General features: G+C 72.5%; 15 protein-coding genes. 7 read left to right on the top strand and 8 right to left on the bottom strand.

Annotated features, from left to right (window positions below; genetic code table 11):
• Nucleotides 1-99: 99 nt before the first annotated feature.
• Nucleotides 100-843, bottom strand: a complete 744-nt coding sequence (locus ACH4K1_RS27020; protein ID WP_398092179.1) for a hypothetical protein — start codon at nt 841-843, stop codon at nt 100-102.
• A gap of 106 nt (nt 844-949) precedes the next feature.
• On the opposite strand from ACH4K1_RS27020, the gene ggt reads away from it, so the two are divergent.
• Nucleotides 950-2,767: a gamma-glutamyltransferase gene (gene ggt / locus ACH4K1_RS27015; RefSeq protein WP_398092178.1), complete on the top strand. Its 1,818-nt coding sequence runs from the start codon at nt 950-952 to the stop codon at nt 2,765-2,767.
• Nucleotides 2,768-2,980: 213 nt separating this feature from the next.
• Here ggt and map read toward each other — a convergent pair whose 3' ends face one another.
• A complete protein-coding gene (gene map / locus ACH4K1_RS27010) occupies nt 2,981-3,748 on the bottom strand; it encodes a type I methionyl aminopeptidase (RefSeq protein ID WP_398092177.1) in 768 nt (255 codons plus the stop codon).
• Nucleotides 3,749-3,822: 74 nt separating this feature from the next.
• On the opposite strand from map, the gene ACH4K1_RS27005 reads away from it, so the two are divergent.
• The 6 genes from ACH4K1_RS27005 (at nt 3,823) to ACH4K1_RS26980 (ending at nt 10,143) form a co-directional block, all read left to right on the top strand.
• Entirely contained in the window at nt 3,823-4,092 is a 270-nt protein-coding gene (locus tag ACH4K1_RS27005) for a helix-turn-helix domain-containing protein (RefSeq protein WP_398092176.1), read from the top strand.
• Between the two features lie 55 nt (nt 4,093-4,147).
• Nucleotides 4,148-4,528 carry a PPOX class F420-dependent oxidoreductase gene (locus tag ACH4K1_RS27000; protein WP_398092175.1) on the top strand — a complete coding sequence of 127 codons (381 nt, stop codon included), beginning with the start codon at nt 4,148-4,150 and terminating at the stop codon, nt 4,526-4,528.
• Nucleotides 4,529-4,822: 294 nt separating this feature from the next.
• Nucleotides 4,823-5,665: a nitrilase-related carbon-nitrogen hydrolase gene (locus tag ACH4K1_RS26995; RefSeq protein ID WP_228989053.1), complete on the top strand. Its 843-nt coding sequence runs from the start codon at nt 4,823-4,825 to the stop codon at nt 5,663-5,665.
• Nucleotides 5,662-6,945, top strand: a complete 1,284-nt coding sequence (locus tag ACH4K1_RS26990; RefSeq protein WP_398092174.1) for an aspartate aminotransferase family protein — start codon at nt 5,662-5,664, stop codon at nt 6,943-6,945. The genes ACH4K1_RS26995 and ACH4K1_RS26990 overlap by 4 nt, the downstream gene beginning before the upstream one ends.
• A gap of 159 nt (nt 6,946-7,104) precedes the next feature.
• Nucleotides 7,105-8,496 carry a dihydropyrimidinase gene (gene hydA, locus ACH4K1_RS26985; RefSeq protein WP_398092173.1) on the top strand — a complete coding sequence of 464 codons (1,392 nt, stop codon included), beginning with the start codon at nt 7,105-7,107 and terminating at the stop codon, nt 8,494-8,496.
• A gap of 342 nt (nt 8,497-8,838) precedes the next feature.
• The gene (locus ACH4K1_RS26980) at nt 8,839-10,143 is read left to right on the top strand and encodes a hypothetical protein (protein WP_398092172.1); all 1,305 of its coding nucleotides are present in this window, start codon (nt 8,839-8,841) and stop codon (nt 10,141-10,143) included.
• Nucleotides 10,144-10,324: 181 nt separating this feature from the next.
• Here the strand turns inward: ACH4K1_RS26980 and ACH4K1_RS26975 are convergent, their stop codons facing one another.
• The 6 genes from ACH4K1_RS26975 to ACH4K1_RS26950 all read right to left on the bottom strand — a co-directional run bounded on the left by ACH4K1_RS26975 (nt 10,325) and on the right by ACH4K1_RS26950 (nt 16,007).
• The gene (locus ACH4K1_RS26975; RefSeq protein WP_398092171.1) at nt 10,325-11,050 is read right to left on the bottom strand and encodes an HAD family hydrolase; all 726 of its coding nucleotides are present in this window, start codon (nt 11,048-11,050) and stop codon (nt 10,325-10,327) included.
• Nucleotides 11,051-11,853: 803 nt separating this feature from the next.
• The gene (locus ACH4K1_RS26970; RefSeq protein WP_398092170.1) at nt 11,854-12,954 is read right to left on the bottom strand and encodes a YihY/virulence factor BrkB family protein; all 1,101 of its coding nucleotides are present in this window, start codon (nt 12,952-12,954) and stop codon (nt 11,854-11,856) included.
• 150 nt (nt 12,955-13,104) lie between these two features.
• Nucleotides 13,105-13,734 (bottom strand): DUF3618 domain-containing protein, encoded by a 630-nt coding sequence (locus tag ACH4K1_RS26965; protein WP_398092169.1) that lies wholly within the window; start codon nt 13,732-13,734, stop codon nt 13,105-13,107.
• Nucleotides 13,710-14,162, bottom strand: a complete 453-nt coding sequence (locus tag ACH4K1_RS26960) for a phage holin family protein (RefSeq protein ID WP_398092168.1) — start codon at nt 14,160-14,162, stop codon at nt 13,710-13,712. Before ACH4K1_RS26960 ends, ACH4K1_RS26965 begins: the two co-directional genes overlap by 25 nt.
• 18 nt (nt 14,163-14,180) lie before the next feature.
• Entirely contained in the window at nt 14,181-14,867 is a 687-nt protein-coding gene (locus ACH4K1_RS26955; protein WP_398092167.1) for a hypothetical protein, read from the bottom strand.
• Between the two features lie 357 nt (nt 14,868-15,224).
• Nucleotides 15,225-16,007, bottom strand: a complete 783-nt coding sequence (locus ACH4K1_RS26950) for a DUF3626 domain-containing protein (RefSeq protein WP_398092166.1) — start codon at nt 16,005-16,007, stop codon at nt 15,225-15,227.
• Nucleotides 16,008-16,136: the final 129 nt, after the last annotated feature.

Genomic DNA, 16,136 nt, shown 5'->3' with positions numbered 1-16,136 from the left:
GCACTCCGCGCTCCGGTCGGCCCGTGCGCGTTGTGGGCGAGATCGCCGCCGCGGCCGTGCGGGCGCGGCGGCACGGGCGATGGCGGTGGCAGGGGTGGGTCAGCGGCCTGCCCGGTGCGGGGCCGGGGCACTGGGCGCGGGGGTCTGGGCCTCGCGTGTCACATCCCCGACCAGCTCGACCACATCGGGGCCGTACGCATCGGAGTTGACGACCCGCAGCAGCAGGCAGAACGACGCGGCGCCGTGCTCGCGACGCAGCCGCTCATGGTGACGGACGGCATAACGGGTGGCCGCCTGGTTGGTGATGGCCCGCTGGCCGCAGAACAGGAAGACGGGACGCGCGTCCTGACCGCCCGTCAGTCGAGCGAGCAGGACGTACTCGGAGGTCCCCGGCTCCATGCGGTAGCGCTCCGAACCGATCTGGAACGCCACCCGGTCCGGGCCCGGTTCCTGTTCGACGTTGATCCGCACCCCGGGCAGCAGGGTCCGCAGATGTGCGGCCATCCGCTGGTTGGACGTCGGCCCGCCGACGCAGAACTCCGTACGCTCCCCGAACCCCTGCCGCGCCGCGTCGTGGGTGACGATCCGGGCTTGGGCCCCGCAGTCCTTGATGAGCGCGGAGAGTTCGAGCAGGGCGAAGGCGTCGTGGCGGTGGACGGACCCTTCGGCGCCGGCGTAGCGGTTGACGACGAGCAGGCACTCGGAGTGCGACGGCAATCCGAAGAACGCCTGTTTGCGACGGAGCCCCCGGCGCCAGAGCCAGGTACGGGCGATCCAGCCCAGTGAGGCGCTGATCCCGGTGGCTATCACGCCCAGCACGATGTTGCGCACGTCGTCCGTCATGGGCGCGCATGGTATCGGTCATTCGGGTAACCGTTCGAGGCGGTCCTGACGATCCGTCCCCTCCGGGACTACCCTGCGGCGGGAGATCCGTTGACTGGAGGTACGTATGCGCCGTTCCGTCGGCCGGAACACGTCGCTGTTGGCCGTCCTCGCCGTGGTGGCGTCGGTGGGAGCCGCCGCCCCGGCGGCCTCGGCGCCGCCCACCGCCGCGCGGCCCGCGCCACCCAAGTCCCCGGTGGCGGTGGGCCACGGGGGAGCCGTGGCGAGCGTCGACCCGGACGCCTCGGCCGCCGGGATCGAGGTGCTGCGCAAGGGCGGCAACGCGGTGGACGCCGCCGTGGCCACGGCGGCGGCGCTCGGTGTGACGGAGCCGTACTCGGCGGGCATCGGAGGGGGCGGCTACTTCGTCCACTACGACGCGAAGACCCGCACCGTACGCACGATCGACGGCCGCGAGACCGCGCCCCGCAGCGCCGACTCCTCCCTCTTCCTGGAGGACGGCAAGCCGATCCCGTTCGAGGAGGGCATGACCAGCGGCCTCGGCGTCGGCACCCCCGGGACACCGGCGACCTGGGAGCGGGCGCTGGACGCCTGGGGCAGCAAGTCCCTGCGCACGCTGCTGGAACCGGCCGAACGCCTGGCGCGGGACGGCTTCGTCGTGGACGACACCTTCCGTTCGCAGACGGCCGCCAACCAGGCCCGGTTCGCCGACTTCCCCGCCTCCGCCGAGCTGTTCCTCCCCGGCGGCCGACTTCCGGCGGTCGGCTCGGTGTTCAAGAACCCCGACCTGGCCCGTACGTACGAGAAACTGGGCCGCGAGGGCGTGGGGGAGCTGTACCGGGGCGAGTTGGCCGACGACATCGTGCGCACCGTGCGCAAGCCCCCCGTCGACCCGGACGCCACGCGGGTCGTCCGCCCCGGAGACCTGACCCGCAAGGACCTGGCGTCCTACCGGACCCTGCGCAAGGATCCGACGAAGGTGAGGTACCGGGGTCTGGACGTCTACGGGATGGCCCCCTCCTCCTCGGGCGGCACCAGTGTGGGCGAGGCCCTCAACATCCTGGAGTCCACCGACCTCTCCCGCGCCGACCGGGTCCAGTACCTGCACCGGCTCATCGAGGCGAGCCGCATCGCGTTCGCCGACCGGGGCCGCTGGGTCGGCGACCCGGCTTTCGAGGACGTCCCCACCCAGGAACTGCTGAGCCAGCGGTTCGCGGACGCCCGGGAGTGCCTGATCCGCGACGACAAGGCGCTGACCAGCCCGCTGGCGCCGGGCGACCCGCGAAACCCCGAGCGGTGCGGCAGCGGTGGCACGGCCGTCCCGACGACGTTCGAGGGGGAGAACACCACGCACCTGACCACCGCCGACAAGTGGGGCAACGTCGTCGCCTACACGCTGACGATCGAGTCCACCGGCGGCAGCGCCATCACCGTGCCCGGACGCGGCTTCCTGCTCAACAACGAGCTGACCGACTTCTCGTTCGCGCCGGCCGACCCGGCGGTCCACGACCCGAACCTGCCGGGCCCGGGCAAGCGCCCGCGTTCGTCGATCTCCCCGACCATCGTGGTGAAGCACGGCAAGCCGGTGCTGGCCCTCGGCTCGCCGGGCGGCGCCACCATCATCACGACCGTCCTCCAGTCGCTCACCGGCCACCTGGACCGAGGGCTCCCGCTGGTCGACGCGATCGCCGCGCCGCGCGCCAGCCAGCGCAACGCGCCGACGACCGAGATCGAGCCGGAGCTGTGGAACAGCCCGGTCCGCACGGAGCTGGAGAAGCTCGGCCACGCCTTCCGTCAGAACCCGGAGATCGGAGCCGCCACCGGCGTGCAGCGGCTGCCGGACGGCCGCTGGCTGGCGGCGGCCGAAAAGGTGCGCCGGGGCGGCGGCTCGGCGATGGTGGTGCGTCCGGGCGGCGGACGCTGACCCGGCCGGACGCGGCAGGGGCGACGGGGCCGGTGCCGCGCGACGCGTCGTGGTACCGGTCCCGGGGGGAGACGGGGCGGGGCCCGCATGCGCCCCGCCGCGGGAGGGGAAGGCCCCTCCGCACGCCGCGCCCCCGTTCGCCCGCCCCGCGGTCCGCCGCATCCACCGTCCGCGCCGCGTGCGACGCCACGTACCGCGTCCCGCCCGGACCGCCTACAGCGCGGTGAGGACGCGCGGGCCCTCGTCGGTGATCGCCACCGTGTGCTCGGCGTGCGAGGCCCGGCTGCCGTCGGTGGTCCGCAGCGTCCAGCCGTCCTCGTCGTGGCGGAACTCGTCGAGGCCCCCGGCGAGCAGCATGGGCTCGACGGCCAGGACCATCCCGTGCCGCAGGACCATGCCCCGGCCCGGCCGTCCCTCGTTCGGCACCGACGGGTCCTCGTGCATGGACCGGCCGATGCCGTGCCCGCCGTAGCCCTCCAGGATGCCGTAGCCCGCGTCGCGGCAGACCGTGCCGATCGCGTGGGCGATGTCGCCGATCCGGTTGCCCACCACGGCCGCGCCGATCCCGGCCGCCAGCGCCTCCTCGGCGGTGGCGATGAGCCGGGTGTCCTCGGGGCGGGGCTCGCCCACGGTGAAGCTGACCGCGGAGTCGCCGGCCCAGCCGCCGAGGAGCGCGCCCGCGTCCACGCTCACCAGGTCCCCGTCGCGCAGCGGCTCGGCGGAGGGGATGCCGTGCACGACCGCGTCGTTGACCGAGACGCAGATCACGGCAGGGAAGGGGGTGGGCGCGAAGTGCGGCTTGTAGTTCAGGAAGGGGGAGGAGGCGCCGGCCTCGCTCAGCACCTCGCGGGCGGCCTCGTCCAGTCGGCGCGGGGTCACGCCGACCGCCGCCACCTCGCGCGCCCGGGCGAGGATCCGCGCGACGACCCGGCCGGCCTCGCGCATCGCCGCGATGTCTGTGTCCGTCTTGATGTGCACCATGCCCATTACTATACCGGTCGAAGCGGTATAGTAATGACGGTATAAGAAAAGGTGTTCCGTAGTAGGGTGGGAGCATGGTCCGCACCCCTCTGACACCCGAAGAGCGCTTGCGCGGCGAACGGCTCGGCGCGCTGCTCCGCGCGGCGCGCGGGGAGCGCAGCATGGCGGCCGTCGCCGCGAGCGCCGGCATCTCCGCGGAGACCCTCCGGAAGATCGAGACCGGTCGCGCCCCCACCCCCGCCTTCTTCACGGTGGCCGCCCTCGCCGGCGCGCTGGGCCTCTCCATGGACGACATCCTCGGCCGCTGCGCCCCGGAACGGGCCGCCGAGCCGCTGATCGCCTAGGCGGGCGGCGGGGGTCCGTGCGCGCCGCGCCGCCGAGGGCGCGTAGGGTCGCGCCGTGACCCTCCAGGACTTCGCCCGCAGCGAGTACGTCAGCCTGACCACGTACCGGAAGAACGGCACCCCGGTCGCGACGCCGGTCTGGGCCGCGGCCGAGGACGGTGTGCTGTACGTCTGGACCCGCTCCGACTCGTGGAAGGTCAAGCGGCTGCGCGCCAACGACAGGGTCGTCGTCACCGTCTGCGACGTACGCGGCAGGATCGCCGACGGGGCCCCCAGCGCGGAGGGCACGGCGAAGCTGCTCGACGAGGACGGCACCCGCGCGGTGCGCAAGCTTCTGGCCCGCAAGTACACCTGGAAGTTCCGGCTCGTCGACTGGCCGTCCACGATCGCCCGCCTCGGCAAGCGCCCGCACACCGGGATCGCCGTCACCTTCTGATCCGGGCGCGGGACGAGAGGGCCGGAGCGCTGCGGCGCGGGTCCGCGCGACGGCCGTCGCGCGGGGGGCGTGCCGCTGCGCGGGGGCGTGCCGTCGCACGGGGGCGGGAGGGGCCGGGCGACGGGGGCGCGTGTCCGTTGTGGACCGGTCGGGTGCGAAACATGATCGACTCCACCGGTTCACGGCGATGGTCTTGCCCCGCCGGACGGACGGGCTTACGTTCTCCCTCCATGCACCGGTCTACGTGCGTAGAGACGCCGAGGGCTCTCTGACGCCGCGTCGAAGGAGCAGCCCATGTCCCACGTCGTACGCGCCGCCCTCGTCCAGGCCACCTGGACCGGCGACACCGAGTCCATGATCGCCAAGCACGAGGAGCACGCGCGCGAGGCCGCCCGGCAGGGTGCGAGGATCATCGGGTTCCAGGAGGTGTTCAACGCCCCCTACTTCTGCCAGGTGCAGGAACCCGAGCACTACCGCTGGGCCGAGCCGGTCCCGGACGGGCCGACCGTCCGCCGCATGCGGGACCTGGCCCGCGAGACCGGCATGGTGATCGTCGTCCCGGTCTTCGAGATCGAGCGGTCCGGCTTCTACTACAACACCGCCGCCGTGATCGACGCCGACGGCTCCTACCTCGGCAAGTACCGCAAGCACCACATCCCGCAGGTCAAAGGGTTCTGGGAGAAGTACTACTTCAAACCCGGCAACGCCGGGTGGCCGGTCTTCGACACCGCCGTCGGCAAGGTGGGCGTCTACATCTGCTACGACCGGCACTTCCCCGAAGGGTGGCGGCAACTCGGGCTTGGGGGAGCCCAGTTGGTGTACAACCCCTCGGCCACGTCGCGTGGGCTCTCCAGCCACCTCTGGCAGTTGGAGCAGCCCGCCTCCGCCGTCGCCAACGAGTACTTCGTCGCCGCGATCAACCGCGTCGGCCAGGAGGAGTACGGCGACAACGACTTCTACGGCACCAGTTACTTCGTCGACCCGCGCGGCCGGTTCGTCGGGGAGGTCGCCAGCGACAAGGAGGAGGAACTCCTCGTCCGGGACCTGGACTTCGACCTGATCGAGGAGGTCCGCGCGCAGTGGGCCTTCTACCGGGACCGACGACCCGACGCCTACGGGGGGCTGGTGGAGCCGTGAGCGGACTGTACGGGCGCCACCGCGCCGTCAGCCCCGAGTGGCTGACCCTCTACTACCGCCACCCCATCGAACTCACCCACGGCGAAGGCCGGTACGTCAGGGACGCGGACGGCAACCGCTACCTCGACTTCTTCGGTGGCATCCTCACCACCATGACCGCCCACGCCCTGCCCGAGGTCACCAAGGCGGTCGCCGAGCAGGCCGGACGGATCATCCACTCCTCCACCCTCTACCTCAACCGGCCCATGGTGGAGATGGCCGAACGGGTCGCCGCCCTCTCCGGCATCCCCGACGCCCGGGTCTTCTTCACCACCTCCGGCACCGAGGCCAACGACACGGCCCTGCTGCTCGCCACCGCCTACCGCCGGTCCAACCAGATCCTCGCGATGCGCAACAGCTACCACGGGCGCTCGTTCTCCACGGTCTCCATCACCGGCAACCAGGCGTGGTCGCCCACGAGTCTGTCCCCCCTCCAGACGCTGTACGTCCACGGCGGCGTCCGCACCCGGGGACCGTACGCCGAGTTGAGCGACGACCGGTTCATCGAGGCGTGCGTCGCCGACCTGGAGGACCTCCTCGGCCACACCCGCGGCCCCGCCGCCCTGATCGCCGAACCCGTTCAGGGGGTCGGCGGGTTCACCTCTCCGCCCGACGGGCTGTACGCCGCGTTCCGGCAGGTCCTGGACCGCCACGGGGTGCTGTGGATCTCGGACGAGGTGCAGACCGGCTGGGGCCGCACGGGCGACCACTTCTGGGGCTGGCAGGCACACGCCGAGCACGGCCCGCCGGACATCCTCACCTTCGCCAAGGGCATCGGCAACGGCATGTCGGTCGGGGGTGTGGTGGCCCGCGCCGAGGTGATGAACTGCCTCGACGCCAACTCCATCTCCACCTTCGGCGGTTCGCCCGTCACCATGGCCGCCTCGCTCGCCAACCTCTCGTACCTGCTGGAACACGACCTCCAGGGCAACGCCCGGCGCGTCGGCGGACTCCTCATCGAACGGCTGCGCGGCATCACCGCCGCGTTCCCCGCCGTACGGGAGGTGCGCGGCCGGGGCCTGATGATCGGCGTCGAGCTGGTGAAGCCCGGCACCGACGAGGCCGACCCCGAGGCGGCGGCGGCCGTCCTCGAAGCGGCCCGCGCGGGCGGACTGCTCATCGGCAAGGGCGGTGGACACGGCACCAGCGTCCTCAGGATCGCCCCGCCGCTGACCCTGACCGTAGCGGAGGCGGAGGAAGGCGCGGCGATCCTCGCGGGCGCCCTGCACGCGGCGGGCTGACCTCCCCCGCCGGTCCGTACGCACACCAACCGCGCGGGGCCGCCCCGTGCCGCGCCCACCGGGCCGGCGGGAGCGGCCCCGCAGACGAGGAGCCGCCATGAGCCGCACCGTCACCCCCGGTGGCCCGGTCCGTGGCCGGCGTGAAGGGAATGCTGGAAAATGACTCGGACTCTGGTGACCGGCGGCCTGGTGATCACCGCAGCGGACGAGGTGCACGCGGACGTGCTGATCGAGCACGGCCGGGTGGTGGCGCTGGCGGCGCCGGGGACGCAGGAATGGACGGCGGACCGGGTGATCGACGCGTCGCAGAAGTACGTGATCCCCGGCGGCGTCGACGCGCACACGCACATGGAGCTGCCTTTCGGCGGCACGTTCGCGTCGGACACGTTCGAGACGGGGACGCGGGCGGCCGCGTGGGGCGGGACGACGACGATCGTCGACTTCGCGGTGCAGGCGAAGGGGCAGGCGCTCCGGGCCGGCCTGGACGCCTGGATGGAGAAGGCGGAGGGGAACTGCGCGATCGACTACGCCTTCCACATGATCATGTCGGACGTGAACGAGTCCACGCTGCGGGAGATGCCGAAGCTGATCGAGACGGGGGTCTCCTCGTTCAAACTGTTCATGGCGTATCCGGGCGTCTTCTACTCGGACGACGGCCAGATCCTGCGGGCGATGCAGGTGGCCGGGGAGACCGGCGGGCTGATCATGATGCACGCCGAGAACGGCATCGCGATCGACGTCCTCGTCGAACAGGCGCTCGCCCGGGGCGAGACCGGTCCCCGCCACCACGGTGAGGTCCGCAAGGCCCTCCTGGAGGCGGAGGCGACCCACCGGGCGATCCAGCTGGCCCGGGTCGCCGGATCCCCGCTGTACGTCGTGCACGTGTCGGCCGAGGAGGCGGTGGCGGAGCTGGCGACGGCCCGCGACAGGGGGCTGCCGGTCTTCGGCGAGACCTGCCCCCAGTACCTCTTCCTCTCCACCGACAACCTCGCCGAGCCGGAGTTCGAGGGCGCCAAGTACGTCTGCTCGACCCCGCTGCGGCCGAAGGAGCACCAGGCGGCGCTGTGGCGGGGCCTGCGGACCGACGATCTCCAGGTGGTCTCCACCGACCACTGCCCCTTCTGCTTCACCGGACAGAAGGAGCTGGGCCGGGGCGACTTCTCCAAGATCCCCAACGGGCTGCCGGGGGTGGAGAACCGCATGGACCTCCTCCACCAGGCGGTGGTGGACGGGCACATCTCCCGGCGCCGCTGGATCGAGATCGCCTGCGCGTCCCCGGCCCGGATGTTCGGCCTCTACCCGCGCAAGGGCACCATCGCGCCCGGCTCGGACGCGGACATCGTCGTCTACGACCCGCATGCCACGCAGGTGCTGTCGGCCGAGACCCACCACATGGACGTCGACTACTCGGCGTACGAGGGGAAGACGGTGACCGGGCAGGTCGAGACCGTCCTCTCCCGGGGCGAGGTCGTCATCGACCGGCGCACGTACGCGGGCCGGGCGGGCCGGGGGGTGTTCCTGCCCCGGGGTCTCTGCCAGTACCTGGGCTGACCGGCCGGGCGCCCCGTCGTACCGATGCGGGGTCCGGGGCTTTCGCACGGGCTTCGGACGCGTCCCGCCGGCCGCGCGGGGCGCGGCGCCGCGCACCGCGCGGCCGTGGTCGCACGCCGAGCGGGGGAGCTCCCGGGGGGGGAAGGATTTCGGCGGGGTCGCCGGCGCCGAGGGCCGCCTCCCCCTGTGCCGGGTCGTCGGCCGCGCGGTCCCCGCCGGGCTCTCGCCACTCGGGTGGTCCCTGCCCGATGGCCGTCTCCGGGCGCACCCCTTAGGAAGGTTTCGGGTGCATATGCCCGCCTCTCGCCGCCGGTGGGAGGAGACGCGAACCGGAAGGTCATCATGACGACTCCTCGCGAAGCCACTCCCTCTCCGATCCACCCATCCGGAGAAGACGACGACCTGGGGGCGATACAGCCGGTCCACCCCGCCGCTGACTCCGTCGAAACTCTCGACGCCCGCCTCCAGGCCCGTGCTGATGCAGCAGCGCAGGCCGAATCCGACGGCCAGGCCCCGGCCGAAGACGAGACGGGAGCCGAGAGCGACACCCCCGCCGAGCCGGAGCACGACCCCTGTGACCGGCCGGACTGCGCCGTCTGCGCCGACCCCGTCGACGGACTCGTGCACACCGCCGCCACCATCAGGTCCCTGGACGAGGTCCTCGCCCTGATACGGCTGCTGGAGCAGGCCCCCGAAGGCGACGAGGCCGCCGGGGAGACCGTACGCACCGCCGCCGTCGAGCGCCCCGTGGACGACGTCGCCGAACTGGTGGCACGCCTCTCCGAAGCCCCCCGGGAAGTCGACCGCGCCGACCAGGCCATCCACGCCGCAGCCGCACTCCGTCCGATCAGCGACATCAGCCGGCTCATGGCCCTGCTCCACCGTCCGCCGCACGACCAGCACGCCGGGGAGGAGGCGGTGCACGCCGCCGCCACCGAGCTCACGGTCGAGGAACTGGCGGAACTTATCGGTAAGTTGCAGTCCGACCGCACGACGACCGCCCCACGGGATCAGCAGCCCCTGTCCCCGGCCGGCGCCGCCGACGCGCTTTCCGAGCGCCAGAGCCCCGCACCGGGGGCCGCCGCTCCCGCGCCCGCCGCGCCGGAGCACACCGCGAACCGGCCGGCAGCGCCGCCCGGCTCCGGCCCCGCGCGCTCCTCCCGCCCGGGCCGCGACCGCAGGTCCGCCGATCCCCAGGACGTCCCGGAGACGCGTCCCGGTCCGTCGACCCTTCCCTGGCTCCGACTGGCGGCCGCCGCCGTCCTGGTGCTCTGCGGCGCCGCGCACTTCCCGCTCCACCCCGCCGACCTCTCCACGGCCGGCCTCGTGCTCTCCGCGGGCACGGCGGCTCTCTGCCTCCTCCTGGCTCTGGGCATGCTGCTGCGCAACGCCGTGCCCGCCCTGGTCCTCGGGGTGCTCTTCACGGGCCTGCTGGCAGCGGCACACGTGATCATCCCCAAGGCCTCCGCCACCACCCTGGCCACCGCGCTGCACGGCGGAGGGGTCCTCGCGACCCTCGCCGCAGCACTGGCCACGCTGGTCTGCCTGCTGGTCCTGGCCGCCACGCTCGCCCTGGCCCGGGGCCGGAGGCCGGACGACGCCACCGCGCGAGCGACCAGCCTGCCGCGGAGCGGCAGGGGGTTGTGACCGGTACCCCGCCCCCGGTACCGCCGCACTGCGGCGGTACCGGGGGCGGTACCGGTACCGGGGGCGGTACCGGTACCGGGGGAGGCCGGCGGCTCCTGCCGCCCTGTGCCCACCGAGGGGCGCCCGGCCCCGGCGCACCCCTGGACGCGGTGCGCCGCCCGCCCGGGCTTGCGGGCGGCCGCTACGCGGGGGGCACCCAGTGCACCTCCAGCAGTTGGGGGGCGCGCAGTGTGGGCACCCACAAGTCGACCGGACCCCCGCCGTCCGCGGGCCGGGGGCCGACCCCGACCACGCGCAGCCCGGCCCGGCGGGCGGACTCGATCCCCGTCAGCGAGTCCTCCACCGCCAGCGTCCGTTCGCACCGGGCCCCGCAGAGCAGCGCCGCGGTGACGTAGACGTCCGGCCACGGCTTGGGCCTGACGGCGTCCGCCGGGGCCCCGCTCTGCGGCGTCGCACCGTATGCGTCGGGAACGTCGGGGACGACGATGTGGCGGAAGTGCGCCAGCAGCCCGGCCTGTTCCAGGCACTGCTCCACCACTTCCAGAGGGCAGTTGCTCGCCACTGCCAGGGGAAGCCGGCCGGACAGGCGCCGGACGAACTCGGCCGCGCCGGGCATGGTCACCGGGTCGTCGGCGACGCGGTCCAGGAAATGGGAGAGCAGGGACCGGGTGAGCTCCGGCGCCAGCTCCGGCTTGTCGGCCTCCTCGGCCATCATCCGGCCGCAGGCGAGGTAGTGGACGCCTTTGGCGCGTTCGGCGAATCCCGGGGCCGGCCGGAGGCCGAAATCCCGCAATGCCCGGACCCTGGCGTCCTGCCAGTGCTGTTCGGTGTCCATGAGCGTGCCGTCGCAGTCGAAGACGACGGCTTCGGGGGACCAGCCGAGGAAGGGTTGTTCGGTGATGGTCATCAGCGGACCACTCCTGAAGGAAATGCGGCCCGGCATAACGCGGGACCGCAGGCCGTGGGGGCGCCACTCGAAAAATGCCCGTCGCACTGCCCGTAGCAGCCTGCATGCGGATGCAAACCCCGATATAGGAATGCGAATACCGGTGCACAAAAGTGGCGTTGCATGACGGTATTCATCTGCACCAGAGGAGTGCAATCACCGTTTTGGCCCCTCGACATGCGTCCGGGCAACCCTCTACGGGAGGAGGGGGAGGAGGGCTCCCCCCTGCCGTGGTGCAGCGTCAACCGCCCCTTCGACAGCTCCTGTTGCTCTGAAAGTTCCACGGTTCGGCGTTCCCGGCGGGTCCGCCTCCGATCAAGCCAGGTGGCCGGAACCGCTTGGTATCCCCCGGGGAATCCACTCGCAGGCATGCATGCTCGAAAGTAAGTAAGGGAAGAGGGAAGGCTTCCTTTTTCACCACCAGCGCACGCGGGCGCATTGCATCCAGAAATCAACGCGTCAGGAGCTCCGGGGACGCTGAAAAATATCCCATCGGAAATTCGGCCGGGCGTTGCGTCGTGGGTTTTGGTCAGATATTCGGAACAGTCGGCCGGCGGTGCGCTCCTCCGGCCTGTGCCTGACGAGCGCTCCGCGGTGGTCGCGGATGGTGGAGCCCCGGGGCGGGTGTCCTGCCGGAGGGCGGACCGGCCGGACTTCTCAGGGGGGCCGCCCCGGGGCCCTTCCTCCGCTTACCCGCCCCAGAAAGGTCTAGACCTACCTTCTGCCGGGTCCGGCCCGGCCCCGCGGCGGGAGGCCCGGCGGGCTCAGCCGCCGTCGTCCTTACCGTCCGAGCGGGGGCCGCCCCTGTCCGAGCGCGGGTCGGCGGGGCCGGTGTCGCCCATGGACCTTCGGTCCTCGTCGGTCCACTTGCGGGTGTCGCGGGGGTCGACGTACGGCTCCTCCGTCTGCGGGTGTCCTCCGACGACCGCCCGTTCGCGGGTCATTTCCGCGTCGAACTCCAATCCGAGCAGAATCGCCAGGTTGGTGATCCACAGCCAGACCAGGAAGATGATCACGCCTGCCAGGGCGCCGTAGGTCTTGTTGTAGGAACCGAAGTTGGCGACGTAGAAGGCGAAGGCGGCCGAGACCGCCATCCAGATCAGCAGCGCCAGCAGGCTGCCCAGGGACACGAAGGTGAAGCCCCGGCCCCTGGCGTTCGGCGCCGCCCAGTACAGGAGCGCCAGCATGATGGTCACCAGGACCACCAGGACGGGCCATTTGGCGATCGACCAGACGGTCATGGCCGTGTCGCCGACGCCCAGGGCGGTGCCGATCTGGCGGGCGATGCCCCCCGACAGCACGACGATCAGCGCGCTGGCACAGGCCAGGACCATCAGCACCAGCGTCAGGCCGACCCGGACCGGGAGCACTTTCCAGGCCGGACGGCCCTCGGGCACGTCGTACACGGCGTTCGACGTCCGGATGAACGCGGCCACGTAGCCGGACGCGGACCACAGGGCGGCCAGCAGACCCACGACGGCCATCACCCAGCCGGTTCCACTGCTGGACTGCAGTTGGGTCACGGCGTTGGTGAGGACGTCGCGGGCCGCACCCGGGGCGAGCTTCTGCATGTTGTCCAGGACGGTCCGGGTGGTCTCCTCGCCCGCGATGCCGAGCAGGGAGACCAGGACCAGCAGGGCCGGGAAAAGGGCCAGGATGCCGTAGTACGTCAGCGCCGCTGCCCGGTCGGTCAGCTCGTCCCGCTTGAACTCGCTCACCGTGCGTTTCAGCACCGCGCCCCACGACCTCTTGCCGAGCTTCGTGGGCGATTCGGGCGGGTCGGAGTCCGCCCGCACGGACGAGCCGGCGCCCGGCCGGCTTCCCTCCGGGCCCGGGCCGCCCTGACCATGCTGTTCGTTCACCATGCGCATCACACCACCTCAACGGTGTACGACCGGCGACCGCGCGGCCGCTTCATGCCGCCCAGCGGACGGGACGACCGTCGGCCGGGGCCGGGGGGCGAAGGGCCGCCGGCCGGGCCCTCTTTCGCGGGACCGGTCTGTGGGGCGGACGAGTCAGCTCCGGGCTTGCCGGGCGGCGTCCTGGCCGACCTCACGCAGCCCCGCCCCCGCCTCCTGCCCCGCGTCCTGTGCCTTCTGTCCGGTGGTCTGCGCCGCGTCCTGCGCCGTGGTCTTCACCGCGTCCACGGCTTCCGCGGCAGGCTCGCGCATCTCCTCCTTGATGTCCTGGGCGGTCTGCTTCACGGGTTCGAGGAGTTCGTCGGAGTGGTCGCGGAGCCGTGCGCCGACGCGTTCCTCGGCGTCCGTGGCGGGGAGCAACGCGGCCGCGAGCATGCCGGCGCCGAAGGCGATGAGGCCCGCCGCGACGGGGCTGCCCTGCGTCTGGCTCGTGATCCGGTCGGGGGCCCGGCGTACGGACCGGCCCACCTGGTCGGCGGTGTGCCGGACCGCGTCCCCCGCCTGTTCGGCCGTGTCCGCGACGCCTTGCCTGCCCGAAGTCGTGGTATCGCTCGCCGCACCCATCACACGCTCCTTCACACGGGTGATCCGCCGCTGCGTGGCATCCGCCTTGCGCCGGGCCGCCTTTCCCGGGGAGACCTTGTCCGCGAGACGGTCCACGTTGCGGGTGAGGTGGGCCCGGACGTCCTCCACCTCGGACTTCAACTCGTCGGGTTGCGTGCCCATTGCACGTCCTCCTTCAGCGTTTCCACAGTGCGTTCCGGCTTTGCGCTGACCGTCTTGAGGCGTTTGCGGCCGACCACGAAGAGAACAGCCGCCAGGAGCGCCCAGAAGCCGGTCACGATGAGCGCGGCCCAGGCCGGATCGACCACGTGCGCGAGGCCGAACACGGCCGCCAGGCTGCCCATCAGCAGCATCAGGTGGCCGGCATACCCGGAGCCGGCGAGCATGCCCCCCGCCTTGCCCGCTCGGGTCGCGCTCTCCTTGACCTCGGCCTTGGCCAGTTCGACCTCCTTGCGCACCAACTGCGTCAGGTCCTCGCTGATTTCACCGACCAGCTCCCCGACGGAAGGGTCCGCCGACGGTGTCCGGGTGGACCCGGCGGCCGGGGCGTGCGGCTGGGCGGTGGTGTGTGCCGAAAATGATGTGACCACGGCTGGGTTCCTCTCTGCCTACGGCTGACGGAGGTCCGAACGCGGGCCGCTCACCGGGACCGGTCCCGGTACGCCGTCCCCTTCGTGGGACGGCCCGAGAGGCGGCGAGGCCGGTGCCGGGCGGAGGCCCCGGGCCCCTCCCGCGCCGTCCTGCGGCGCGTCCCGGCCCGCCCGGTCGTCCCCCGTGCCCGCAGGCCGTCCGCCTCCGCCGTCCGCGCCCTTGGCGCCTTTGGCGAGCCGGGCGGTGGCGAAGCCCGCCAGCGCCGCGCCCGCCAGGAAGACGCCGGGGCGGCGGCGGGCGAAGTCCTGGAGATCGCTGAGCAGTCCGTCCGGCCCCCTCTCCTCCAGCCGGGCGGCGGCCTGGTGCCCGCGGTCCGCTATCTGCTTCACCGCACCGACGGCGGAGGAGTCGCTGTCGCTGTCGCGGCTCATGTCGTGCAGGTCGTCGGCCCACCGCCGCACGTTGTCCGCTAGGCGCTGTGTCTGCGAGCGCGCCTGTTCCTCCAGCCGGCTCCGCAACTCGCCCAGCACGTCCTGGGCCCGTGCCGTGGCCTCGCCCACCACGTCGGCTGCCTGTTCCCTGGCGGTGCCTGCCACGTCCTCGGCCTTGGCGGCCACCAGACCGGCGCCTTCACCGGCCTTGTCCCGTGCGGTCTGCGCCGTCGTTCCGTCGTCCGGACGGCTCGAACTTTCGAAGTCGCTCAAAGCTCCTCCTAGGTCGGCCCTGCTGGGGAGGTGTGTCGTGTCGCCTCCTGGACATCTCCTCAATGGTTGCAAAGACGGAGAAAATGCGCGATAGGGGACAAAAGGTGAAGCGGTCCGGGCGGCGCATCAGGCCGGGCGCACCGGGGCGATGGCAGGGCCGTGCGCCTCCGGTGCATCGCTGACCTGCGGATATCGACCGTCGTGATCGTCGGCTCACCGGCCGGTACCGGCTCTCCTCGCGGCCGCGCCGCGAGGCGGTGGGTGCGGCGCCTTCATGAAGGGAGGGCGAGCCGGAGGTCTGCCTCACCGAGCCCGAGCTGAGCGGGCCGGGGCCCCTCCGCCGGAAAGGGCGACGCCTCAGGAGGCCGCGGCCCCCGGCCGAGGCGCGCCGAAGCGCGCGAGACAGTGCCACACCTTCTTGAGCGCCTGCGGATCGAGGTCCCCGGCGTGTGCGGCGTTCCCGAGGACGTGCGGATCGAGCGCGCCTCCGACCGCGATCCGCACACCCAGGTCGACGTACTCCTGGCCCCGGTAGCCGGGGTGGCGGCGGAGTTCCTCGACCCCGAGCCGGAAACCGGGGTGCCACTCGACCGCGCAGCCGAGGCGCGATGCCGCGGCCTCGACCGCCGTGCCCCGGTAACAGGGGTCCAGGACCAGCGCTTCCACGTCGCTCCGCAACCGGACCGGGCCGTGGACGTGCGCCTCGACGTAGTCGTCGAGGTCGTCCTGCCGGTCGGCCAGGGCGAGTTCGATCAGCCCCATGCGGGCCGCGACACCGAAATCCGCGGGCTCCAGAAAGCTGTCCGGGTAGCAGAACGTGGTGCGCGCCAGCGTCTCGGCGGCGAGCCGGAAATGGGCCGAGCCGAACCGCGGCGCCGCGCCGGCCGGCTTGCGGCGGAAGTTCAACGCCCCGTAGACGGGCCGCTCCTCTGCGGCCGCCCGGTCGTACGCCCCACCGAAGATCCGGCTCTCCCAACGCCACCGGTCACCGCCCGGACGGGCGGTCAACCCGCCGTTGCCGGTCCGGGTGACGAACTGTGAACGGTAGACGCCGTCCGCGGCCGTGGCGTCCAGGATCGCCCGGGTACCCAGCAGGCGGTCCGGGTGGAAGTTCAGCGTCACCCGCAGATCCGGGTCCATCGGAGGACCCGACGCCGCCTCCGTGACATGCCGGAGGGCCCGTTCCTGTGCCGGGGAACACTGTGCGGAGGTCATCCGCACAGTGTTCCCCGGCCGGGGCGCCCGGTGCACGTGGGCAGGCCGGCGGGG

This window comes from Streptomyces sp. NPDC017448 (genome assembly GCF_044330565.1).
GTDB lineage: Bacteria > Actinomycetota > Actinomycetes > Streptomycetales > Streptomycetaceae > Streptomyces.
This window is presented reverse-complemented; position numbering and strand designations above follow the sequence as displayed.